This window comes from Nitrospira calida, assembly GCF_976986435.1.
In genome coordinates this window covers 3,238,944-3,260,295 of record NZ_OZ335950.1, presented here as the reverse complement: position 1 = coordinate 3,260,295, position 21,352 = coordinate 3,238,944, and the positions used below count along the sequence as shown (strand labels likewise).

Annotated in this window: 22 protein-coding genes and 2 tRNA genes; 8 read left to right on the top strand and 16 right to left on the bottom strand. The window is 58.5% G+C overall.

The window, feature by feature from the left end; translation table 11 throughout:
- Positions 1–77: 77 nt before the first annotated feature.
- Positions 78–860: a 6-pyruvoyl trahydropterin synthase family protein gene (locus tag ACWHTU_RS15940; RefSeq protein WP_447860377.1), complete on the top strand. Its 783-nt coding sequence runs from the start codon at positions 78–80 to the stop codon at positions 858–860.
- Positions 861–894: 34 nt separating this feature from the next.
- Here ACWHTU_RS15940 and ACWHTU_RS15935 read toward each other — a convergent pair whose 3' ends face one another.
- The 4 genes from ACWHTU_RS15935 to typA all read right to left on the bottom strand — a co-directional run bounded on the left by ACWHTU_RS15935 (position 895) and on the right by typA (position 4,585).
- A complete protein-coding gene (locus tag ACWHTU_RS15935) occupies positions 895–1,260 on the bottom strand; it encodes a thioredoxin family protein (RefSeq protein WP_447860376.1) in 366 nt (121 codons plus the stop codon).
- Between the two features lie 33 nt (positions 1,261–1,293).
- Positions 1,294–1,767, bottom strand: a complete 474-nt coding sequence (locus ACWHTU_RS15930; RefSeq protein WP_447860375.1) for a peroxiredoxin — start codon at positions 1,765–1,767, stop codon at positions 1,294–1,296.
- A 161-nt stretch (positions 1,768–1,928) separates the two neighbouring features.
- Complete coding sequence (locus ACWHTU_RS15925; protein ID WP_447860374.1) at positions 1,929–2,699, bottom strand: DUF4026 domain-containing protein; 771 nt, start codon at positions 2,697–2,699, stop codon at positions 1,929–1,931.
- Entirely contained in the window at positions 2,696–4,585 is a 1,890-nt protein-coding gene (typA, locus tag ACWHTU_RS15920; RefSeq protein WP_447860373.1) for a translational GTPase TypA, read from the bottom strand. Before typA ends, ACWHTU_RS15925 begins: the two co-directional genes overlap by 4 nt.
- A gap of 232 nt (positions 4,586–4,817) precedes the next feature.
- Between typA and ACWHTU_RS15915 the strand changes: the two genes are divergently transcribed.
- Positions 4,818–7,220, top strand: a complete 2,403-nt coding sequence (locus tag ACWHTU_RS15915; RefSeq protein WP_447860372.1) for a penicillin-binding protein 1A — start codon at positions 4,818–4,820, stop codon at positions 7,218–7,220.
- 35 nt (positions 7,221–7,255) lie between these two features.
- Here ACWHTU_RS15915 and iscX read toward each other — a convergent pair whose 3' ends face one another.
- The 7 genes from iscX to ACWHTU_RS15880 all read right to left on the bottom strand — a co-directional run bounded on the left by iscX (position 7,256) and on the right by ACWHTU_RS15880 (position 12,837).
- A complete protein-coding gene (gene iscX, locus ACWHTU_RS15910; RefSeq protein WP_447860371.1) occupies positions 7,256–7,468 on the bottom strand; it encodes a Fe-S cluster assembly protein IscX in 213 nt (70 codons plus the stop codon).
- 97 nt (positions 7,469–7,565) lie between these two features.
- Complete coding sequence (gene dnaK / locus ACWHTU_RS15905) at positions 7,566–9,386, bottom strand: molecular chaperone DnaK (protein ID WP_447860370.1); 1,821 nt, start codon at positions 9,384–9,386, stop codon at positions 7,566–7,568.
- An 8-nt stretch (positions 9,387–9,394) separates the two neighbouring features.
- Positions 9,395–10,072, bottom strand: coding sequence for a Fe-S protein assembly co-chaperone HscB (gene hscB / locus ACWHTU_RS15900; RefSeq protein WP_447860369.1), 678 nt, complete (start codon positions 10,070–10,072; stop codon positions 9,395–9,397).
- 192 nt (positions 10,073–10,264) lie between these two features.
- Complete coding sequence (locus tag ACWHTU_RS15895; protein WP_447860368.1) at positions 10,265–10,621, bottom strand: HesB/IscA family protein; 357 nt, start codon at positions 10,619–10,621, stop codon at positions 10,265–10,267.
- Between the two features lie 41 nt (positions 10,622–10,662).
- Positions 10,663–11,061: a Fe-S cluster assembly scaffold IscU gene (iscU, locus tag ACWHTU_RS15890; RefSeq protein ID WP_447860367.1), complete on the bottom strand. Its 399-nt coding sequence runs from the start codon at positions 11,059–11,061 to the stop codon at positions 10,663–10,665.
- Positions 11,062–11,146: 85 nt separating this feature from the next.
- Positions 11,147–12,364 carry an IscS subfamily cysteine desulfurase gene (locus tag ACWHTU_RS15885; protein ID WP_447860365.1) on the bottom strand — a complete coding sequence of 406 codons (1,218 nt, stop codon included), beginning with the start codon at positions 12,362–12,364 and terminating at the stop codon, positions 11,147–11,149.
- Positions 12,361–12,837: an RrF2 family transcriptional regulator gene (locus ACWHTU_RS15880; protein WP_447860364.1), complete on the bottom strand. Its 477-nt coding sequence runs from the start codon at positions 12,835–12,837 to the stop codon at positions 12,361–12,363. The genes ACWHTU_RS15885 and ACWHTU_RS15880 overlap by 4 nt, the downstream gene beginning before the upstream one ends.
- 179 nt (positions 12,838–13,016) lie before the next feature.
- Here ACWHTU_RS15880 and ACWHTU_RS15875 point away from each other — a divergent pair, with 179 nt between their 5' ends.
- Entirely contained in the window at positions 13,017–13,433 is a 417-nt protein-coding gene (locus ACWHTU_RS15875) for a 2Fe-2S iron-sulfur cluster-binding protein (RefSeq protein WP_447860363.1), read from the top strand.
- A 114-nt stretch (positions 13,434–13,547) separates the two neighbouring features.
- On the opposite strand, the gene ACWHTU_RS15870 is transcribed toward ACWHTU_RS15875, so the two are convergent.
- The gene (locus ACWHTU_RS15870; RefSeq protein ID WP_447860362.1) at positions 13,548–14,264 is read right to left on the bottom strand and encodes a ferredoxin--NADP reductase; all 717 of its coding nucleotides are present in this window, start codon (positions 14,262–14,264) and stop codon (positions 13,548–13,550) included.
- Between the two features lie 125 nt (positions 14,265–14,389).
- Here ACWHTU_RS15870 and gltX point away from each other — a divergent pair, with 125 nt between their 5' ends.
- Complete coding sequence (gene gltX / locus ACWHTU_RS15865; protein WP_447863381.1) at positions 14,390–15,811, top strand: glutamate--tRNA ligase; 1,422 nt, start codon at positions 14,390–14,392, stop codon at positions 15,809–15,811.
- Between the two features lie 37 nt (positions 15,812–15,848).
- Positions 15,849–15,922: transfer RNA gene (locus tag ACWHTU_RS15860), tRNA-Gln, on the top strand.
- 6 nt (positions 15,923–15,928) lie between these two features.
- Here the strand turns inward: ACWHTU_RS15860 and ACWHTU_RS15855 are convergent.
- The 3 genes from ACWHTU_RS15855 to ACWHTU_RS15845 form a co-directional block, all read right to left on the bottom strand.
- Positions 15,929–16,279, bottom strand: a complete 351-nt coding sequence (locus ACWHTU_RS15855; RefSeq protein ID WP_447860361.1) for a hypothetical protein — start codon at positions 16,277–16,279, stop codon at positions 15,929–15,931.
- Between the two features lie 7 nt (positions 16,280–16,286).
- Positions 16,287–17,999 carry a glutamine--tRNA ligase/YqeY domain fusion protein gene (locus ACWHTU_RS15850; RefSeq protein WP_447860360.1) on the bottom strand — a complete coding sequence of 571 codons (1,713 nt, stop codon included), beginning with the start codon at positions 17,997–17,999 and terminating at the stop codon, positions 16,287–16,289.
- A gap of 149 nt (positions 18,000–18,148) precedes the next feature.
- Positions 18,149–18,538, bottom strand: a complete 390-nt coding sequence (locus tag ACWHTU_RS15845; RefSeq protein ID WP_447860359.1) for a DUF6941 family protein — start codon at positions 18,536–18,538, stop codon at positions 18,149–18,151.
- 123 nt (positions 18,539–18,661) lie between these two features.
- Between ACWHTU_RS15845 and ACWHTU_RS15840 the strand changes: the two genes are divergently transcribed.
- Positions 18,662–18,856, top strand: a complete 195-nt coding sequence (locus ACWHTU_RS15840; protein WP_447860358.1) for a PilZ domain-containing protein — start codon at positions 18,662–18,664, stop codon at positions 18,854–18,856.
- Positions 18,857–19,103: 247 nt separating this feature from the next.
- Here ACWHTU_RS15840 and ACWHTU_RS15835 read toward each other — a convergent pair whose 3' ends face one another.
- Positions 19,104–19,640, bottom strand: a complete 537-nt coding sequence (locus ACWHTU_RS15835; RefSeq protein WP_447860357.1) for a hypothetical protein — start codon at positions 19,638–19,640, stop codon at positions 19,104–19,106.
- 895 nt (positions 19,641–20,535) lie between these two features.
- Between ACWHTU_RS15835 and ACWHTU_RS15830 the strand changes: the two genes are divergently transcribed.
- A tRNA-Glu gene (locus tag ACWHTU_RS15830) sits at positions 20,536–20,613 on the top strand.
- A 213-nt stretch (positions 20,614–20,826) separates the two neighbouring features.
- Positions 20,827–21,141 carry a hypothetical protein gene (locus ACWHTU_RS15825; RefSeq protein ID WP_447860356.1) on the top strand — a complete coding sequence of 105 codons (315 nt, stop codon included), beginning with the start codon at positions 20,827–20,829 and terminating at the stop codon, positions 21,139–21,141.
- Positions 21,142–21,352 lie beyond the last annotated feature (211 nt).

Here is a 21,352-nt window from a genome sequence, read left to right as displayed (position 1 = left end):
GTCGGGATCACTACCGTAGCGGTGAATGAAGATTCCGGCCCTTTTCCGTTTCTCTTGTTGATGAGAAAGAACACGCGATGCCTTCCGTCCTGTTGACCAAGCGCATCGAATTCGCCGCCGCCCACCGCTACCACAAGCCGAACTGGGACGCCGCTCGCAACCGGGCGGTCTTCGGTGCTTGCCATAACGAGCCGGGGCACGGACACAACTATCTGCTGGAAGTGACCGTTGCGGGCGAAGTCGATCCGCGCACAGGCATGGTGGTGAATCTCTTCGACGTCAAACACGAATTGCAGGAGGTGCTCGAAGAGTTCGACCACAAGCATCTCAACATCGATACGCCCTATTTCACCGATATAATCCCGACCACCGAGAACGTTGCGCGTGTCTTGTGGCGACGGCTGGAGACTCGTCCGCAAATCGGCGTCCTCCACACCGTTCGGCTATACGAGGATGAAGATCTGTACGCCGAAGTGACAGCGGCAGCCGGGTTGGAGGTGGCCAACGTGACGAGACGGTATGAGTTTACCGCTGTCTATGAGGGGAGGCCTGCGCTGCCGGACACGAGCGGGACATGGAGTGGCCATACCTGGGACCTCTTCGTGACCGTGCACGGGCCGATCGACCGGGACACCGGCATGGTGACGGACATCGGCGTGCTGGATCGGTTGGTGCATGAGCAGGTGATTCGCCCGTTCGACGGCCGAAACTTGCGGCAGGTCTTGGGCAGTCAGCCGATCACCGGCGAGAACCTGGTGTGCACCATCTGGGACCGCCTCGTCAAAATCATCTCCACCGGCACCCTGCATCGTATTCGCCTCGTCCAAACCAGAGATCTGGCGTTTGAGTACGGCGGCTGAGGGTCTAATAGGCTCGACGCCTTCGCCCTGAGGTCTACTTCAGCAGGTGATCCGAAATCAGCGCGGCAAGTTCGTCGGCTTCCAACTTGCCTTCGCGCGTGAGGAGGAGTTTGCCCTTGGAGAACAAGTGGGTGGTCGGGTAGGTTTCAAACGAATGGAGCTTCTTAATCTCGCGGCAGCGGCCGGGGATGTGCATCTTGGCTTTGCCGATCCGGACGTCTGTGAAACGCGAGGCGACTTGCTCCAAAATCGGGTCGTATTCGTTACAGGGCTCGCAGGAAGCGATGCCGTAGACCACCACCGCGGCGGGCGAATCGATGAACTCTTTGTAATTCTCGTCGCTGACGTCTTCGACGACCATGGCGGTGTTGAAGACCGAGCGGGCCGGCCGAACCGTCACCCGCTCAGTCCTTGACGCTCCGTCTTGTGCGGATTAGTTCAGCCTCTTCAGCGCTTCGAGAATTTCCTTGTCATCGCGCGCCGTCTTGATCTCCTGCACCTTGACGTAGGCGACCTTGCCGTTCTTGTCCACGATCACGGTCGCGCGCTTTGCACAGTTCAGCGGCTCGAAGTACAGACCGTATTTCTTGCAGACCTCTCGGTGCATATCGGCGAGCAGACGGTGCTTGAGGCCCAACGCATCGGCCCAGGCCTTGTGCGAAAAGAAGCTGTCCGTGCTGATACCGAAGACTTCCGCGTTGACGCTTTGGAAACTGGGGAAATCGTCGGTCAGACACTTGTTTTCATTGGTGCAGACTGGGCTCCAATCGAGGGGATAAAAACAGAGCACGACGTTTTTCTTGCCCCGATAGTCGCTCAGCCTCACGTCTTTCTGATCCTGATCTTTCAAGGTGAAGTCCGGCGCTGTATCTCCGACTTTGATTTCAGGTGCCACATCAGTAGTCATACCGACCTCCTCTTCAGGTTTAAAAGGCCCGATGCCCCATCTTCGAGCTTGGTAACACGGGGCTGAAAAGTTTGTCAACGGGCCAAAAGCCCTAGCCGGAGAGGGAAGACTGTGCGCAAACGGGAAAGTCCGTCGAGAAACCGAGGGGTTAGAAGGTTCGCTCAAAGAAGCGGTTGTATTTCACGGAGAATCAGCAGCGTCCCGCCGGGCGAAGCGGTGCGATGTCGGACCACTCGAACGGCGCAGGAGAGAAACGGGCACTCGATGACCTCGCCGACCTTGGGGCTGCGGCCGCGCCGGATCAGTTCGTTGGCGAGCTCCCTCAGCAATTCCGTCACCGGCGCGTCGGGAAGACCGAGGGGCTGGAGCAGTTCGATTTCGTCCAGACCAAATTTGCTGAGTCCGAGCGTGTGGAACCAGTCGAACTCGGGGCGCATACCCTCCGCCTGCACAACGCGGACATGATGGTCGCAGTGGAAGGAGGTCAGATCGAGATCCTTCCAATCGGAAGGATTCAAATACGCCTGAGCGGCGACGTCGTAGGCCGTGCCGTCGGTCAGCAAGGTGAATTCCCGAGCCAGGCGAGCGGCCAACAAAATTGTGTCGGCTGCGTTGGCCGGCGTCAGGCTGCCGGTCGTCACCAAGCCGATGCGCGAATGGTTCCAGACCAGTCGTTCCTTCCATTCGTTAGATTCTTCGGCCGAAAGCGTGATCCGGATGTGAACATGCCATGGGCCGTGAGTGACGCGGAAGGTTTCGCCTTCGCGAGCGATCTGCGGTTTGGACGGTTCACGCGTGAACTGGAGTGGGCCTCCGTATTCCCTGTCGTATCGGCGTTGGAGGACATCGGTCGGCGGGGCTGGGAATGTGTAGCCGATTGCGTACAGCGGCCGGGCGGCGGAGGGCTTGGGGAACTTGCGCCGGATCTTCAACTCTTCCGATCCTTGCGGGCCTTTCGTCGATCTTCGGGATTGAGGAGTTGCTTGCGGATGCGGAGACTCGTCGGTGTCACCTCGACCAGTTCGTCCGGTCCGATGTATTCGAGCGCAAACTCCAGCGTCATCTGCCTGGGCGGTGTGAGGGTCAAGGCCTCGTCTGCACCCGCAGCCCGTATGTTCGTCAGGTGCTTGGTCTTGCACACGTTCACGTCGAGGTCCTCATCGCGGCTGTTCTGGCCCACGACCATGCCTTGATAGACCTCGACGCCGGGTCCGATGAACAGAGTCCCGCGCTCCTGCGCCATGAACAGCGCGTAGGCCGTGCTGACTCCGTCCTCGAAAGCGACCAGTGATCCGTGCGGGGGCGTCAGCGGTGCACGGTCGCCCATCGGTTCGTAACCCTTGAAGACATGGTGCAGGATCACGGTGCCACGGGTCCTGGCCAGAAGGATGTGTTTAAGGCCGATGATCCCGCGCGTCGGAATGTCATAATCGAGATGCGCCTCGCTCGCGGCGCCTTCGGAATGAACCAGCTTCATGTGGCGCAGTTGGCCGCGTCGCCGACCGATCTCTTCGATCACTGCCCCCTGGTATTCCGAGGGCACTTGCACGGTCAATTCTTCGTACGGCTCGAAGATCTGCCCGTCCTCATGGTGCAGGATCACCTCCGGTTGAGAGACCTGCAGTTCGTACCCTTCGCGGCGGATCTGCTCGATCAGGACGGCCAGATGCAACTCGCCCCGGCCGGCCACCAAGAACCGGTCCGGGCTTTGAGTTTCCTGCACACGTAGGGACACGTTGGTTTCCAGTTCCTTGAACAGCCGTTCCCGCAGATGGCGTGAGGTGAGGAACTTGCCCTCCCGTCCGGCGAAGGGGCTGTTGTTTACCGAGAAGGTCATCTGAACCGTCGGCTCGTCGATGGACACGGGCGGCAGCGCGATCGGGTGGTCGGCGTCGGCGATAGTGTCGCCGATGCCGATGTCGGGCAGGCCGGCGACTGCGACAATTTCCCCCGCCTCGGCGCGCTCCACGTCCAGACGCTCGAGACCGGAGAAGACCGAGAGATCCGAGACCTTGCCGGGCACATGGGTTCCGTCGCGTGTGATCCGGACGACGGTCTGGCGCCAGGCGATGGACCCGGACTGGATTTTCCCGATTCCCAGCTTGCCCTTGTAGGTGTCGTAAGCCAGGGCGAGGACCAAGATCTGCAACGGCGCGTCGGGGTTGATCGCGGGAGCGGGGAGCTGCTCCAAGATCGTATCGAGCAGAGGCGTGATGTCCGTGCCCGGCTTGTCGATGTCCAGCGTCGCGATGCCTTTGATCGCGGCGGTGTAGACGATCGGGAAGTCGAGCTGTTCGTTGGTCGCGCCCAGGTGGGCGAAGAGATCGAAGGTACGGTTGAGCACGTCGTCCACGACGGCATCCGGCCGGTCGATCTTATTGATGACCACGATCGCTTTATACCCCAGCGAGAGAGCCTTACGGAGCACGAAGGTGGTCTGCGGCATCGGTCCTTCCTTCGCATCCACCAAAAGCAGCACGCCGTCCACCATGCGCAGCGTCCGCTCCACTTCGCCGCCGAAGTCCGCGTGCCCCGGTGTGTCCACGAGATTGATCTTAACGCCCTTGTAGACGATGCTCGCGTTCTTGGCGCGGATCGTGATGCCGCGCTCGCGCTCCTGATCCATCGAATCGAGAATCCGCTCACCCATCTCGTCGATCTTGCGATGCGCGTGCGTCTGGCGGAGCAAGGCATCGACCAGAGTGGTTTTGCCGTGGTCCACGTGGGCGATGATGGCGACGTTACGGATGTCGGTCCGACGTCCATGGGGAGCGCGTCGAACGCCTGGCTGGAGATTGGGAATTGCGTGTTGGGTCATGAATCGATCGGCTCCTCTTTTCAAAAAAAAGACGCCCTGGTGAAGGCGTCGCTGCACTATATCCGAAAGCTGCCCGCCGAACAAGGCCGCTTTTCTCGATTCTGCGGGTAGATCCAACGCTCGGCACTCAGAACTCCAAGAACTTCCCGTGCTTGAGTTTTGAGCATACGCATTGTATGGTTGAGTATTATTCACATCCCCCCGTGTTCATCCTCTCTGGAGACTCGTTTGCGTGCCTGACAGCGAGCGGTTTATTGAGGTTCGGGAACGGCCCCGGCGATGGGCGTGGTGGCAGATCGTCTTGGCGGCGGGGACGCTCCTGGTGTTTTTGGCCGGAGGTTCCGCCGCCGGCGTGCTGTGGTATTTCTCGCAGGATCTGCCGCCGCTCGATCCGCTTCAGAATTACCAACCCAGCCTGGTCACCCGTGTCTATTCGGATGATCGCCAGATCATCGGGCAATTCTTTATCGAGCGCCGCTTGCTGACGCCGCTCCAGGAGATTCCCAAACCGCTGATCCAGGCCGTCATCGCCGTGGAGGACACGCGCTTTTTCGAGCACCCGGGCCTTGACGTCGTCGGGATCTTGCGCGCGGCCTGGACCAATCTCCGGCGAGGCGGCCGTGTCGAAGGCGCTAGCACCATTACGCAGCAACTTGCGCGGTCCCTGTTTCTCTCGCCGGAACGGACGTTCGAGCGCAAGCTCAAGGAATTGATCCTCGCGTATAAGATGGAGTTGGTGCTGACCAAGGAGCAGATCCTGGAGATGTACTTGAACCAAATTTACTTTGGACAGGGTGCGTATGGTGTCGCAGCCGCGGCACAGACGTATTTCGGGAAGGAGCTGCCGAAGTTGACGCTGGCGGAAGCGGCGTTTCTTGCTGGCATGCCCAAATCGCCGAGCGCCTATTCCCCGTTCAAAGCGCCGGAACGGGCGAAGAAGCGGCAGGAGCACGTGCTGGCCCGCATGGAAGAAGCGGGGTTCATCACGCCCGAAGAACGGGAACAAGCGGCGGCTGAACCGCTGGCGTTCCGGCGGCCCGGCGCGGAGCAGATCGCGCCCTATTTCATCGAGCATGTCAGGCAGCTTCTGGTCGCCAAGTACGGGGAGGCGATGGTGTACAAGGGCGGGCTGGAAGTTTTCACGACCTTGAACGTCGAGATGCAGAAAGCCGCCGAAGCCGCCGTCCGCAACGGTCTCCGCGATCTGGACAAGCGGCAGGGCTGGCGCGGACCGCTCCGAAGCGTTGATCCGGCGGCGTTGACTGCGAACCCGCCGGCGGCGTCCCAGATGTGGAAAGAAGGAGACATCATGGAAGGGGTGGTCACCAAGGTCGGCAAAGACCACGTGTGGGTCCACCTCGGAACGGGGGTCGGGCGGCTCTCGTTTGACGACATGGCGTGGGCGAAACGGCGACTGAAGGGCCGGGATCCGACCAAGGACTTTGTGTGGGTGCACAATCCGAAGCAACTGGTAAAGCCTGGAGACGTGATCGAAGTCGCCGTCAAGAAGGTCGATCGCGACTTTGTGCATCTGCGGTTGGAGCAAACCCCGATCGTCGAAGGCGGGCTTGTGGCGATCGACCCCAAAACCGGCGCCATCCGCGCGATGGTCGGCGGATTCGACTTCAATCGGAGCGAGTACAACCGCGCGGTCATGGCCCATCGCCAACCTGGTTCGGCGTTTAAGCCGATCATTTACGCGACGGCTCTTAGCCAAGGGATGAGCCCGGCGACCTTGGTGCTCGACGCGCCGGTGGTCTACGAGCAGGAAGACGAAGAGAAAATCTGGAAGCCGGAGAATTACGAGCGGCGCTTCTTCGGCATGATCAGCTTGCGGGAGGCGCTCATCCATTCGCGCAACCTGGCGACGGTCCGCCTGTTGGAGAAAGTCGGCGTACGGAACGTCATCGAATTCGCCCGGTCGGTCGGCATCGTCAGCCCCTTGACCCCAGACCTGTCGCTCGCCTTGGGCTCCAGCAGCGTTAGCCTGGTGGAACTGGTATCGGCCTACGGCGTGTTCGTCAACCAAGGAATGCGGGTCGAGCCGTATGCCATCGCCAGCGTGAAAGACAATGCCGGTCGCACCCTGGAGGAGACCGTGCCTGAACCACGGCAGGCGATTCCCAAGGAGACCGCTTATCTCATCACGAACATGATGGAAGATGTCGTGCAACGGGGGACCGGTCAGCTTGCGAAGTCCATCGGCCGGCCGGTGGCGGGCAAAACCGGCACGACCAACGATTACACGGATGCGTGGTTCATCGGCGCCACGCCGAATCTGGCGGCGGGGACCTGGGTGGGCTTCGACGACCGGCGACCACTTGGCGAAACCGAATCCGGCGCCCACGCCGCCTTGCCGATCTGGATCAATTTCATGAAGGAAGCGCTCAAACAACTGCCGGTCGTGCCGTTCACCATTCCCGATGACGTGGTCTTCGTGAAAGTGGATCCCTCGACCGGCCTGCTGACGTCCGACCAAGGGGAGCAGGGCACCGTGGAGTTGTTCGCGAAAGGAACGGAACCGACGCAGGTGGCGCCACAGCGTCTCGATCCGACCGAGTTCTATAAGTTGGATCAAATTCCGGAGGGCCAACCAGGGACTGAAGAAGGCGGTGGTCCGGAGAAAGCCAACTGAGGGGGGGGAGCGACTCGGACCGGTTTCGGGAAAGGCTAGGATTTGGCGTCTTGGTATTCCTCGTGCCAGGCCATCTGGATCGCTTCCAGAATTTGCTCATTCGACTTCTTGGGATCGTCCTTGAATTCCGGCAAGGCGACGATCCAAGCGTGCAGGTCCGTGAAGCGAACCGTCAGCGGGTCAGTATCCGGGTGGGTTTCCAACAAACGAATCGCGATTTCCTCCGCATCCTGCCATTTCAGATCCATAGCGAACTCCTACTCAAGCTGTCAGTTCATAGCCTCCGGCAATCGACTTTCTCGCTTTCGCTGAGCCAAGCTGACTGCTGAACGCTGATCGCTCTTCTTATGGCAACTCCGACAGCTTCTTGTTTTCGAGCGCCTCTTTCAGCGCCGTGTCCATCAACACCTCTGCGAGGTGATGCGTGGCCTTCTCGACCTCGGCGATCCGGGCGCGGATGGCTTTGTGGTCGTCCGTCGCCTTGGCGGCCTCCAAGGCAGTCGTCGCCGTTCCGATCGCGGCGATTTCCTCGGCACTGATCAGATGCCCGCCTTGCTTGAGGGCCTTTTGGGTTGCCTTGAGAATGGCCTCGGCCTCCGTCCTGGCCTCGATCACCTGGCGCGCTTTCAGGTCTTCGGCCGCGAACTTGAACGATTCACCGATCATCCGCTCGACTTCTTCGTCGGTGAGTCCGTAGGACGGTTTCACCTGGATTGACTGGGTTTCGCCGGTCCGTACGTCGCGCGCCGAGACGTTGAGAATCCCGTTCGCGTCGATCAGGAACGTGACCTCGATGCGCGGGATGCCAGCGGGCAGCGGCGGCACTTTCAACTGAAAGCGTGCCAGACTGCGGTTGTCTTTGGCCAGTTCCCGTTCCCCTTGCAGGATGTGGATGTCGACGGACGTCTGACCGTCCACATAGGTGGTGAACATTTCCTTGGCGCTGGCCGGGATCGTGGTGTTGCGGCGGATCAGCGTGCTCATCACCCCGCCCATCGTCTCGATCCCCAGCGACAGCGGCGTGACGTCCAGCAGCAACATATCCTGGGTGCCGCCGCTCAGGATGTCCGCCTGAACGGCAGCGCCCAGCGCAACCACCTCGTCGGGATTCAACTCGCTGTGTGGCATCTTGCCGAACAACGCTTGAACCCGCTGCCGCACCAACGGCATGCGGGTCGCACCCCCGACCAGTACCACTTCATCGATGTCCGCTGGCGTGAGCCCCGCGTCCTTTAGCGCCTGCCGACAAGGCGCCAGTGTCCGCTCGACAAGATCGATGGTCAGCGATTCCAGTTGGTCGCGGGTCAGATCCAACACGAATGGCTCTCTGCCGTCCGGCAGATCGATCACCAGAGAGGTCTTGTACTCGTCGGATAACCGAATCTTGGCCCGTTCCGCCTCCAGCCGTACCGCTTGGATTGTGTCGGGGTAGGCATCCAGGTCCAGTCGGCGCTGCTCCTGCACCTGCTTCAGGAGCAGATCGGCGATACGGCGGTCGAAGTCGTCGCCGCCCAGATGAGTGTCGCCGTTCGTCGCCAGCACTTCGAAGATACCGTTCTTCAGTTTGAGGATCGAAATATCGAACGTGCCGCCGCCCAGATCGTACACGGCGATGAGTCCCTGAGTTCGTTTTTGAAGACCGTACGCAAGCGAGGCGGCTGTGGGCTCGTTGATGATCCGCAGGACTTCCAGCCCGGCGATCATGCCGGCGTCTTTTGTTGCCTGTCGCTGGCTGTCGTTGAAGTAGGCCGGCACGGTAATTACGGCCTTGGTGATGCTTTCGCCCAGGTAAGTTTCCGCCCGCTGCTTCAGTTCTTTCAGGATCATGGCGGAGATTTGTGGTGGGGAGTAACTTTTCTCGCCGATCTGGATGCGGATCACGCCGCCTTGTTCATGGAGTTTGTAGGGAAAGTAGGCGAGTTCTTCCCGGACATCGGCCAGCCCTTTCCCCATGAAGCGCTTTATCGAGTAGATCGTCCGCTCGGGATTGCGGATCAGGTGTTCCTTGGCCGGGTCGCCGACGATGAGCCCGTTGTCGGTGAGGGCTACGACTGAGGGCACCAGGGTGCGGCCGTTCTGACCGGGGATGACCTTGGGCTGGCCGGCGTCCATATAGGCGACCAGCGAGTTGGTCGTGCCGAGATCGATGCCAACGATGCGTGCCATAGCGCAGTCTATCCGATGGTCAAGATGAGGTCGTCGACGATATTGCTGATGTAGGTACGATTCGACAGGATCTCCCGCATTTCTTGGAGGATTGCTTCCCGTTCCTTGTGGAGGTGATCGGTGGCTTCTCCGCGGTCCAGCAGCGCATCCCACGCGGTAAACAGCTCGAACAGCCGGGCTTCCATTTCGGTCCGGCGGCGCTCCAGCGTTAGCCGGTCCGCTTCCAGCTTGGCTCGTAGGGGCTGTAGTTCGTCGGGCGGTCGCTCGGAGGATGCGGATCGGAACTCTTCCAGATCTTCCTGAAGCGCCAGAATCTCTTCGAACAGATCGGCCGGCGGAGAGGTGCGGATCTCTTTCGCGGAGCCTGCTTCCAAGCGCAGCAGATACTCGGCCCGCAGGAACGGGTCCTTCAGCGTCCGGTAGGCGGTGTTCAACAACGCGGAATTGTTAAGGCTGATCGCCCGCTCGGTTTCGGTCTTATTCTGGTAGAAATCCGGATGAAACATGCGGCTCAGTTCGTAAAACTTGGTTTCAAGCCGAGCTGGGTCGATATTCAGGCGACGCGGAAGGCCCAAACAGGTAAAGTAGTCCATCTCCTTGGAGACGGGTTGCACCTTTACACACCGTTCACAAAAATACTCTCCGCTGATCTCCGATTGACAGTGCCAGCACATGCTGCGCGCCATCTGGAGCTCGGTGCGCGGGGTGGAAGTCTTCTGACTTGGCAGCATAAGATCCCTTCGACAAAACCTGTTAAAAACCCTGGCCAGAAACGCGAATAGCTAACAGCACGTAGCAGAGGTCGCACCCTCAGGGGCCGGTTCTTTCAACCCTGGGAGTGGCTACTTGCTATTAGCTATCCGGTTATCCGCTTCCTATCAGGCCGAGAATGATTCCCCGCACCCACAGGTTTTCTGCGCATTGGGATTCACAAACTTGAACTGGCCGCCCATGAGGTCTTTCTGGAAATCCAGTTGCGTGCCCTGCAAATAAATGGCGCTCTTCGCGTCCACGATCACCTTGACGCCGTCAACCTCGTACACCGTGTCATACTGACCGATCTTGTCGTCAAAGTTGATCGTGTAGCTCAGTCCCGAGCACCCCCCGCCTTTGACGCCCAGCCTCAAACCGCCCTCTGTTACGCCCTGGACGTTCATCAGCCGCTTCACTTCCTTCAATGCTGATTCGCTCAGCGTGACCACCGGGGTCCGGGCCGTTGTGTTGGTTGTCTCCATGTCGTACTCCTTCGTCGCTGGATCCCCACACAGGGACGTCCTTATGCGGACGTCTTGCTCGTTCCTTCTGTTTTTTTCTTGTAGTCCGCCAGCGCGGCTTTGATCGCGTCCTCCGCCAAGACCGAGCAATGGATTTTCACCGGCGGCAGATTGAGTTCCTGCACAATGTCCGTGTTCTTGATCTTGGCTGCTTCTTCGAGCGTCTTGCCCTTGAGCCATTCGGTTGCCAGGCTCGAGCTGGCGATGGCCGATCCACAGCCGAACGTCTTGAACTTCGCGTCCACAATGGTGTCGTTCTGCACTTTGATCTGCAATTTCATCACGTCCCCGCACTCCGGGGCACCGACGATGCCGGTTCCCACGTCCGGGTCAGTCTTGGGAAAACTCCCCATGTTGCGCGGGTTGTTAAAGTGATCGACGACCTTTTCGCTGTACGCCATCGTACCCTCCTTCGGATCTCGTCATCCGTGCAGCCTCTTTCGTTCAGTGCGCTTCACGGCTTACCATTTCACGCTTATCAGCTTATCAGTGGACGGCCCACTGGACGGATTTCAAGTCGACACCCTCCTTGGCCATTTCGTACAAAGGAGACATTTCGCGGAGTTTATTCACGACCTCGATAACCCGCTTGATCGTGTACTCAATCTCCTCTTCGGTGTTGAACCGACCTAAGCCGAACCGGATCGAAGAATGCGCCAGGTCGGCCCCGACCCCCAGAGCCCGCAACACATAGGACGGCTCCAGGGTAGCCGAAGTGCAGGCCGATCCGGACGACAGGGCGATTTCCTTCATCCCCATCAACAGCGACTCTCCCTCGACGTATGCGAAGGAGAGGTTCAAATTATGCGGCAATCTCTGGGTGGGATGGCCGTTGAGATAGACGTCCTCCAGCGCATTCACAATCCCCGAGTACAACCGATCGCGCAGGGTCGCGAGGCGCGAAGCTTCGGCCGCCATCTCCTGTTCGCACAGTTCGCAGGCCTTGCCGAATCCCACGATCAAAGGGACGGGTAAGGTGCCCGACCGCATCCCGCGCTCGTGCCCACCGCCATCCATCTGGGCCGCAATCCGAACGCGGGGGGCCTTTTTCCGGACGTACAGGGCTCCGACGCCTTTCGGTCCATAGATCTTATGCGCGCTGAACGACATCAGATCGATTCCCATCTCCTGCACGTCCACGGGAATCTTGCCCACGCCCTGCGTGGCGTCGCAGTGGAACAGCACGCCCTTTTCTTTCGCGATCTTGCCGATCTCCTTGATTGGATTGATCGTCCCGATCTCGTTGTTGGCCAACATGATCGAGATAAGGATGGTTTTGTCGGTAATGGCGTTGCGCACGTCGTCCGGATTGACGAGACCCTGCTTGTCCACCGGCAGATAGGTGACCTTGACGCCGCGTTTCGCTTCAAGGGCTTTGGCAGTGTCCAGCACCGCGCGATGTTCTGTGGACGACGTAATAATGTGGTCGCCCTTCTCGTGGTACATCTCGACCACACCCTTCAGGGCTAAGTTGTCGGACTCGGTGGCACCGCTGGTAAAGACGATTTCTTTCGGGTCGGCATGGATCAGTTTCGCGATCTGTTTGCGGGCATTTTCCACCGCCTCCTCCGCCTCCCAGCCGAAGGAGTGATTGCGGCTAGCGGCATTGCCGAATTTTTCGGTGAAGTACGGAAGCATGGCGTCCAACACCCGCCGGTCCACTGGGGTGGTCGCATGATTATCCAAATAGATCGGAAACTTCATCGTTCGACTCCTTGTGCGGTAGTGATCGATTGAACAGTGATCAACGGCGTGCCGCCCATCATATCCTGCAGCGTCATGCTGTTGAGGAGTTGGTAGATGCTGTCCTGGACCTTGAGAAGGGGGGTCCTGATTGTGCAATGCTCGCGCTGCATACAGGGTTCACCCTCCTTTTCGTGATAACAATCGGTAATGCCAAGCGGCCCTTCGATGCTTTCCAAGACTTGGGCGATGGTGATATCGCGCGCGCTCTTTGCCAATAAATATCCGCCCTTCGGTCCGTTATGGCTTTCGATTAGCCCGCTTTTAGCCAAGGTCTGGAGCACCTTGGCCAGCAGTTCGAGAGGAATGTTGTACTCCTCAGCAATTTCCTTTGTGTTGACGATCCTGGCACGGGTCACATCGCCGAATTGCACGGCGGCAATGTACTGCAACGCCATCAGCCCGTAGTCCGCTTTTTTTGAAAACTTCAACATGGCTATTGCCGATTGAATCGATCGGAGACTATAATGATCTCCGACTTCTTCAGTCGGACTTAACCTAACACGCTGCAGAACGTACTGTCAATAGCCAATAGCCTAATAAGGCCACAAGAAGAAGATCTGCGCCCCGCTTTTAGCAGCCCTTGAACTAAGGGAGGAGGAAATCAACACACATGGGAGGCATCAACCCCTATATTGAAAAGGCCGAAGTCGAGCTACCAACCAAACCGTACACGGTCACGTTCATCATGCCGAACAAGACTGAGACCAAAGTCGAGGTCCAGCCGGATAAAATCCCTTATGGATCAACCGGGCTTCCCGGCAGCATTTTGGATATCGCCATGGGCAATGGAATCGATCTCGAACACGTCTGCGGCGGTGTCTGCGCTTGCTCTACTTGTCACGTCATTGTGCGGAAGGGATTGGAGTCCTGCAACGAAGGGACGGATGATGAATTCGATCAGCTTGAGGAGGCGCCCGTGACGACGTTGCAATCGCGCTTGGGCTGCCAATGCGTTCCCAACGGCACGATGGACGTGGTGGTTGAGATACCCGCGGTGAACAAAAATCTGGTTAAAGAAGGACACTGAAACTGGAAAAGGGCTAAAGCACTCTCGTCGACTGGCATTGCTCAATCGTCGTCATGGTTGTTCATTCCAACCTTTCGTTTGCCGAATGACGTATGACGATAAACGGCTCTTTTTTTAATCGTATGTCTCTACTCGCACCTCCCGCCGGTCAAAGCCCAGTTCGGTAAAAAAGGTCCGCAACGGCCGAACAAAGGCTTTGATCCCGCAAATCATCGGGACCGTCTGCTGTCCGTCGGCCAAGATCGGCTTCAGCCGTTCAATCATGGCCTCGATTTCTGCCTCGGGCGGACTGTTGTGAGGAAGGACGACCGGCAAGTAACGGAAGTGTGCCTGCCGGGACGCGAGGGCGGCAAACTCGTCGTGATACACCATGTCCTCCCGATCTGGAGCGCTGTAGAGCAATGTGACTCTGTGATGCAACGGGTGCGAAGAGAGAAAGAAATGGGTGAGCATGCAGCGGAACGGGACGATGCCCGAATAGCGCGCGATGAACAGCAACTCTTTCGTCGATGGATCCGGGAGGACGAAGTTACCGTAAGGTCCCGAAAGTGGGATCCGGTCGCCGGTTTTGAGAGTTGCGAGATAGTGGGAGCCGAGCCCGCCGGGTACAAGATCATAGACCAGCGTGAGACGGCCGGATGGCTGCTCCGGCTCGGCCATCGTATAGGCGCGGTTCAAGGGGGGGTGTGTACCGACCGGCAACTTCAAAGAGACCCATTGTCCCGGCTTGAATGAAATGCGGCGTTCCAGCGGCTCGAGCACCAATTCCCGCACACGCGAAGTGAGTGGGCGGGCACTCACGACTTGAGCCAGTTGTATCGGTTCCCCCATGCTATCCGGGTGGTCGAACTGTACTCGCAAGTGGGGAGCGTGGTATAGATACGCGGCCGATGACACGCCTTTGCTTATACACATCGTAGTGCTAATGTCCGGACATTTTCAATGAGTCAGCGATGCTGAGAAACGTTCGAGTTCGATTCGCGCCCAGCCCGACCGGCTATCTGCACATCGGCGGGGTCCGTACCGCCCTGTTTAACTGGCTGTTCGCGCGCCAGAACAAAGGAACCTTCATCCTGCGTATTGAAGACACGGACCAAAGCCGGTCGACGGAGGAATCCATCCAGGCCATCATCGAGGGCCTCCGATGGGTCGGTCTGGACTGGGACGAGGGGCCCTATCGACAGACCGAGCGCATGGATCTCTACCGACAGCATGCCATGAAGCTCTTTGAGCAAGGCCGAGCGTATTGGTGCGTCTGCCGAGCCGAGGAGTTGGAAGCTCGGCGTAAGGAAGCCGAAGCGAAAGGGTTTTCGCCGAAGTACGACGGCCGCTGCCGCGACCGCGGCATCACGACGCCGACCGGGGACGCGGCGTTGAGGTTCAGAGCTCCGCAGGAAGGACAGACTGTCATCGACGATCTGATCAAGGGGCGCGTGGTCTTCGACAACAGCGTGCTGGACGACCTAATCATTCTTCGGTCCAACGGCTACCCGACGTATAACTTTTCGGTGGTTGTGGACGATGCGTTGATGAACATCACCTACGTCGTGCGCGGAGATGACCACCTCACCAACACACCCAGACAAATTCCCATATTTCAAGCGTTGGGCTATCCAGTGCCGCGGTTCGGCCATCTCCCGATGATCCTAGGATCGGATAAGACCAGACTATCCAAGCGCCACGGAGCGACCTCGATCATGGCGTACAAAGAAATGGGCTATCTGCCCGAAGCCATGGTGAACTATCTGGCGCGGCTTGGCTGGTCGCACGGCGATCAGGAGATCTTCACGCGGGAGGAACTCATCGAAAAGTTTTCCTTCGATCACGTACAGAAGTCTTCGGCGGTGTTCAATCCAGACAAACTACTTTGGCTGAACGCCTATTACATTCAGCACGGAGTGCCGATGCGGATCGCGCAGGCGCTTGTCCCCTATCTGGAGCAAGCCGGCTTGAAAGAAGAGATCGCAGCCGTTTCAGCCGAGTGGCTGGAAAAACTGGTCGTCGCGGTGCGGGAGCGGACCAAGACCCTCGTGGAAATGGTGACCTGGGTGACGCCATATTTTGGTCGGGATGTGGCCATCGACGAAGAGGCCGCCAGGAAGTTCCTGACGCCGGCCATCGTCCCTGCGCTCACGAAGCTCAAGGTCAGAATCGAAGGCGCCGCGGAGTTTTCCAAGGCCTGCCTGGAGGAGGTCTTCAAGGGCGTGCTTGAGGAAGAGGGCCTGAAGATGGGCCAATTGGCCCAACCGGTGAGGGTTGCGCTCACGGGTCGTACCGCCAGCCCAGGCCTGTTCGATGTGATGGAGCTGCTGGGCCGGGAACGGACCCTTTACCGTCTGCAAAGGGGGATTGAGCGTGCTCAATCCACCCCGTCTTGACTCACCGCCGTCGCTTATATTAGGTTGAGCCCACGGTTGGGGGATCGTCTAGTGGTAGGACGTCAGACTCTGGATCTGACTACCTAGGTTCGAATCCTAGTCCCCCAGCCAGTCTTTTTATCCTCCCTCTGCAGGGACCCTCACTGCCTGCCAGCCGGTCACCACGCCGCCTTCGAAGTACACCCGGAATTCCGCCGTCGTGCAGGGATTCTTGCCGCCCGGTGGATAGAGCCAGACCTCTACCGGTCTGCCGTTATGCTGGATGGTCTTTTTGCAGACCGGTTCGCCGAGGGTCAGGAAGACCTGGTCGCGGTCCATCCCATTGATCAAAAAACCGCGGTCGATGGCGCGCTGAATGTTCTCAGGATACGTGGGATACCGTTCGATCATCAGCCGCTCGCGTGTCGCGTCGCATGCTGAAATGAGAAGGATCGAGCAAAGCACAGCGAGCCAGAAGGTCGTCCGCACGGGGACCTCAAAGCTGTCGAGCGTGACCGGTCTTCTGCGTTTGCACGATCTTGGCCCAGGTGTCCTTGAGCGTGACGGTGCGGTTGAAGATGAGTCGGTTCGCGGTGGAGTCCGGATCAACGCAGAAGTAACCCAGCCGTTCGAATTGGTATCGCGCGCCGGGCGCGGCGCCTTGCAGGCTGGGTTCGACTCGGCACGCGGTGAGCCGTTCCAGAGAGTTCGGATTCAGGTTCGCCGTGTAATCCTGACCGTCCGGAACATCGTCCGGATCAGGCTTCGAGAAAAGATAACCGTACAGCCGCACCTCCGCTTCGATCGCGTGGGCTGCTGAGACCCAGTGAATCGTCGCTTTGACCTTGCGTTGTTCCTGAGACGAACCACTCTTGGTCTCAGGATCGTACGTGCAGTGCAGTTCGATTGCTTGCCCCGTCCGTTCGTCTTTCACCACGCCCGTGCATTTGATGATATAGGCGTAGCGAAGGCGGACTTCGCGTCCGGGCGCGAGGCGAAAGAACTGCTTCGGCGGGTCTTCCCGGAAATCGTCCTGCTCGATATAGAGCACCCGCGAGAATGGCACCAGCCTCGTCCCAGCCGCAGGGTCTTCAGGATTATTGACCGCGTTCACTGTTTCAACCTGGTCTTCTGGGTAGTTGTCGATGACCACCCGCAGGGGTCGCAACACGGCCATCACACGCGGGGCGCGTTTGTTCAAGTCCTCGCGAACAAAGTGTTCCAGTAATCCCACCTCCAGCGTAGCGTCCCGTTTCGACACGCCGATGTGTTCGCAGAACGCGCGGATCGCCTCGGGAGTGTAACCGCGCCGCCGCAGTCCTTTGAGCGTGGGGAGGCGAGGATCGTCCCAGCCGTTCACGAATTTCCGTTCGACCAAGTCCAGCAGCTTGCGCTTGCTCATGACCGTGTGCGTGAGATTGAGACGCGCAAACTCGATCTGGCGCGGGCGATGTTGGGTCTCACATTGTGCCACGACCCAGTCATACAGTGGCCGATGGTCTTCGAACTCGAGTGTGCAAATGGAATGTGTAATGCCCTCGATCGCATCCGACAGCGGATGAGCATAGTCGTACGTTGGGTAGATGCACCAGGCGTCGCCGGTCCGGTAGTGTCTGGCGCGGCGGATGCGATAGAGTACCGGATCGCGCAAATTGATGTTGGGCGACGCCATATCGATCTTGGCCCGGAGCACATGAGCGCCATCGGGAAATTCTCCCGCGCGCATCCGTCGGAAAAGATCGAGGTTTTCCTCGACGGACCGATTCCGGTAGGGGCTGTCCTTACCGGGCTCTGTCAGGGTGCCGCGGAACTGCCGAATTTCGTCCGCGCTGAGGCTGTCCACATAGGCCTTCCCTTTCTGGATCAAGCGGACGGCGTACTCGTAGAACTGCTCGAAGTAATCCGAGGCGAAGAACATCTTGTCCCGCCAGTCGAACCCCAGCCAGCGCACGTCTTCCTGAATGGCCTGGACATACTCGAGACTCTCCGTCGTCGGGTTCGTGTCGTCGAACCGTAAGTGACAGACACCACCCGGGTTCTCGTTGGCAATGCCAAAGTTCAGGCAGATGGACTTGGCATGGCCGATGTGGAGATAACCGTTCGGCTCCGGCGGGAAACGCGTCACCACGCGTCCGCCGTGTTTTCCGGTCTTGAGATCCAGCGAGACAATGGTGCGCACGAAATCCAATGGCGCTGAAGCATTCGGCATATTCGGGTCATCAGGGCGCATGTCCTTCTTACTTATACTTTGTATATAGCGCCGACCGCGCGGGGATAACCCCTTCGCGCACAGTCACTTGTACCACAAGAGAGGGCAGGAGGAAAAATGCCTGTTGGCGCCGTAGGGCTTTGGAACTCTCAGACGGTTTGAGGCAGGGGCATTTGAACAACGTTGAAGTCTTTCTGGGCGATGAGATGATTTTCCATGAGCAATCGGAACTCATAGCGGCCGGGTGCCGGAAAAACGAGCGAAGGCATATTGATGCCGAAGTCTGAAATTTGGAGGCGATCCGCGATGTACACATTCGGAAGCGCGGCGCGGCAGACAAGCTGCTCGGTATTGAGGTGCATGAGCTCGATGTCGAAGTGATAAGTGCCCTCCGCATCGGTAAGGCAGAAGTAGAGACCCATCTGGTGATGTTGGAACGGAAAGGCCACTGCCTGGAGATGAGTAAAAATACCGATCAGGCTCTTTTTCTTTGTCAGGCTGTCCTCGATCACGGTGTCGCACACCAGAAACGCCTGCACGCTGGGCTTCACGATCTCCCTCATACATGCTATTCTACGGCCCGCGTTCTCAAAGTCAAACGAGGCGTCTTTTCCCGCAGGGGATGAAGAGCGCCGCCTTGCGCGCGGTGCATCCGGTTCCTTGTGCGGAGATCGCTCTGCGACTGGCACGGCGATGATGGATCGGAAAGCTCCACGGTTCAAGACCCGAATCCGCATCTTTTTTCCGGTGGAGAAATCGAAGGGGAAGGCACCGTCCTTGACTTGTCCAGGGGTGGCTGTCGGGTGGAATGTGAAACCGAACTGTCAATCGGCGACGAAGTCGAGGCGTGGGTGTAGCTGGCCGACCATGAGTGGCCGCTCAAGATAAGCGGGCGATTGTCCGGTGGAGAAAGGCCGCCGAATTTGGGCTGGAGTTCCTGCAGATCCAGCCGGCGCACAAAGAGCGCTTACGCCTGGTGCTCAGGTGCTCAACGGCAAGAACCTCGGCCCGAGGACTTAAGGCTTTGAAGAGTCTTCACTCTCCCGCCAGTCAACGCTTGGTTGTTGTATCATCGACCGATCAACCGTCCTCCAGCTCCAAGACCTATCCGATCGACGCAGCCCCACCGCGAGCTTCAAACACATCGCTAAACAACGTTAGGCCGGGGACGACGCGACAGTAATGAGAAGTGATCTCAACAAGGTGCCCTTTGTGGGTGTAAAACTTCCCGTTCGGGATCTGGATCTTCCCGCTATGCGCTACTGTAATTTCCAGCACAACGTCGCCGCTGCTTCGGTCGGACACTTTCAGCCACAGCGGCTCGTTAAACAAGGACAGCGAGGCCGAACCGATGGTGAGCGCGAATCGGTTCGCCGTATTAAACGCCCACGCGTTGCGTCGCAGATGGGCGATATGGTTCCCTGCGCTGTCATAAAAATCCATGGTCAACAGCAGTTGACCTTCCTCTGGATGGAACTCCACGACCATTTGCTCCTTGCCCTGCAGCTTGATGACTCCGTTTGTGTTGCGGAAGACGTTCGAGCCGATATTAAGCTCGATCGAGGGCTTGGACTTGCTGGGTTCAACGGCCTGAGTTGGTCGCGCGGGGCTCGCTCCGCTGGGATCGAGTTTCTCGGCCACAAAACCTCCAGATTGTTTTCGATGTCCGCCCTCGATAACCTGTGGCGTGTATAAAATTGGTTTGTTCAGGCGCGCGCAGCGGACCAGGCACGACAAAGGCTAGGCCGTTCTCAAAGTGAAGTCAAGCCCGTGATCAAGGGCTGCGACCGGGCTTGACAAGGCGTTCGTATTTCGAGGCTTCGGGGAGAGGATTGCACGTCACGGAGAAGCAGGAGGACTTTCATTCCCCAGGCTATCGGTCGCGGTCACACAGATCGACGCCATAACCTCGTGTTGCTTCAGCGGAATCGGAATGATCTGCGAAATTTGGCCGCCGCCGTGAGGGCTCGTGGCGGGGATTTCTTTTGCAGTGACAGACCCGTCACCCGTGTCGACATAGATGGTCGTTTTGGCTAACGATGTGAGAGGACGACCGTCCTGAGCGGTGGTCGGTTCGGTATAGAAGACGGACACAGTCGGCTTAGCCGCCGTGACGTGAATCTTAGAAGAACTGCCGCAGCGAAGCGATTCCTTGGCGGGAGAAATGCTCGAACAGCCAAACAGGATGAGGCACAATGTCCACAAGAGAACTCCCGAGCCAGCTGCGGGATTAAACATCGGTTTCATCGATCAGCTTCTTGGCAGTGGCGATTGGGAATGGAGCCATACGTCGGTCCGGCCTTCCAGTGCTGAAGCCTATCGGGAGCGATCATCTATATATAGACAATTATATAGACAATACCGCCGGCGTAGGGATCTTGCTTCTAACGGGGGCCTGATCAACGGCCGAACGCCGTACAGCGGTTTGCATTCGGCTTTCATCGTATGGTACTGTGCCTTCCCGTCGCGCTAGTAACAGGCAAGCGCCTATTCACACCTCGTTCGTCATTCAACTCAGTCGATTCATGGCTTCGCTGGTCCCATCGTCTAGCCTGGCCTAGGACGGAGCCCTCTCAAGGCTCAGACACGGGTTCGAATCCCGTTGGGACCACCAAACCGCACTTCGTGCGTGCCGCCCGCTCTTTATCGCCTTTGCGCGTTTGACGCGGGCGGATAAAACCTTCCAGTGGCTCTTGTTCCAATCGTCAGTTCGCCGCTTGGCGGCTCGTGGCCGCGTCTGGAGCCGTCGCTCGCCTCCCTACCGACGAGGAGCTTCCTTTCCCCCAATGCAGAATAGCGCCTCGTCGTTTGGCAGGTCACCCTTGCGGTGCGAGCTTATCTTGATCTCCTGCGCAAGGCTGTTTGGAATGACCGCCATGCCTCTCTGGCTTCCGTCGTTTTCTTTGAGGCGTCCGTTCCTGAGGTGTTCGGCCAGACGGTGTCGATTCTGAACGATGGTCACGATTCGGTGTCCAAAGCCGTCGAATCGACCATGGCTCAAACGTTGCGGTCCAAAGGATATACCGTCAAGGCACATTCTACGGATGGTTTTGTCCTGCTGCTTCATGTGCGCAGAGTCCAGACGAAAGCAGGAGCGAACGCCGGACTTGCGAGCAGTCTGGCGATTGTTTCGATGGAATGAACGCAACTCGCTGACCGTATCCTGTCCAAACCATGTCAGGACGAACATGCTGCTGCGCAACGACTCGAGAGTGACCTGGAGACTCGCCTGCCCAGATCGACAGCACAATCGCCTTTGCTCCCACAGTGGAGGGGTTGGCGGATCTGCTCGGCAGATTCTCCCATAAAACAGTGCAAGCCGCTTCCCATAAAGCGGATGTCTTGGCGCAGGA

What these genes read in the sequence shown, in the direction of transcription:
- hscB (WP_447860369.1), bottom strand. Translation starts at nt 10,072, where the DNA reads ATGGCGCGCAGCATGTGCTGGCACTGTCAATCGGAGATCAGCGGAGAG.
- typA (WP_447860373.1), bottom strand. Translation starts at nt 4,585, where the DNA reads ATGACCCAACACGCAATTCCCAATCTCCAGCCAGGCGTTCGACGCGCT.
- ACWHTU_RS15880 (WP_447860364.1), bottom strand. Translation starts at nt 12,837, where the DNA reads ATGTTGAAGTTTTCAAAAAAAGCGGACTACGGGCTGATGGCGTTGCAG.
- iscU (WP_447860367.1), bottom strand. Translation starts at nt 11,061, where the DNA reads ATGGCGTACAGCGAAAAGGTCGTCGATCACTTTAACAACCCGCGCAAC.
- ACWHTU_RS15850 (WP_447860360.1), bottom strand. Translation starts at nt 17,999, where the DNA reads ATGCCGAATGCTTCAGCGCCATTGGATTTCGTGCGCACCATTGTCTCG.
- ACWHTU_RS15885 (WP_447860365.1), bottom strand. Translation starts at nt 12,364, where the DNA reads ATGAAGTTTCCGATCTATTTGGATAATCATGCGACCACCCCAGTGGAC.
- ACWHTU_RS15940 (WP_447860377.1), top strand. Translation starts at nt 78, where the DNA reads ATGCCTTCCGTCCTGTTGACCAAGCGCATCGAATTCGCCGCCGCCCAC.
- dnaK (WP_447860370.1), bottom strand. Translation starts at nt 9,386, where the DNA reads ATGGCACGCATCGTTGGCATCGATCTCGGCACGACCAACTCGCTGGTC.
- ACWHTU_RS15875 (WP_447860363.1), top strand. Translation starts at nt 13,017, where the DNA reads ATGGGAGGCATCAACCCCTATATTGAAAAGGCCGAAGTCGAGCTACCA.
- ACWHTU_RS15895 (WP_447860368.1), bottom strand. Translation starts at nt 10,621, where the DNA reads ATGGAGACAACCAACACAACGGCCCGGACCCCGGTGGTCACGCTGAGC.
- ACWHTU_RS15870 (WP_447860362.1), bottom strand. Translation starts at nt 14,264, where the DNA reads ATGGGGGAACCGATACAACTGGCTCAAGTCGTGAGTGCCCGCCCACTC.
- iscX (WP_447860371.1), bottom strand. Translation starts at nt 7,468, where the DNA reads ATGGATCTGAAATGGCAGGATGCGGAGGAAATCGCGATTCGTTTGTTG.
- ACWHTU_RS15930 (WP_447860375.1), bottom strand. Translation starts at nt 1,767, where the DNA reads ATGACTACTGATGTGGCACCTGAAATCAAAGTCGGAGATACAGCGCCG.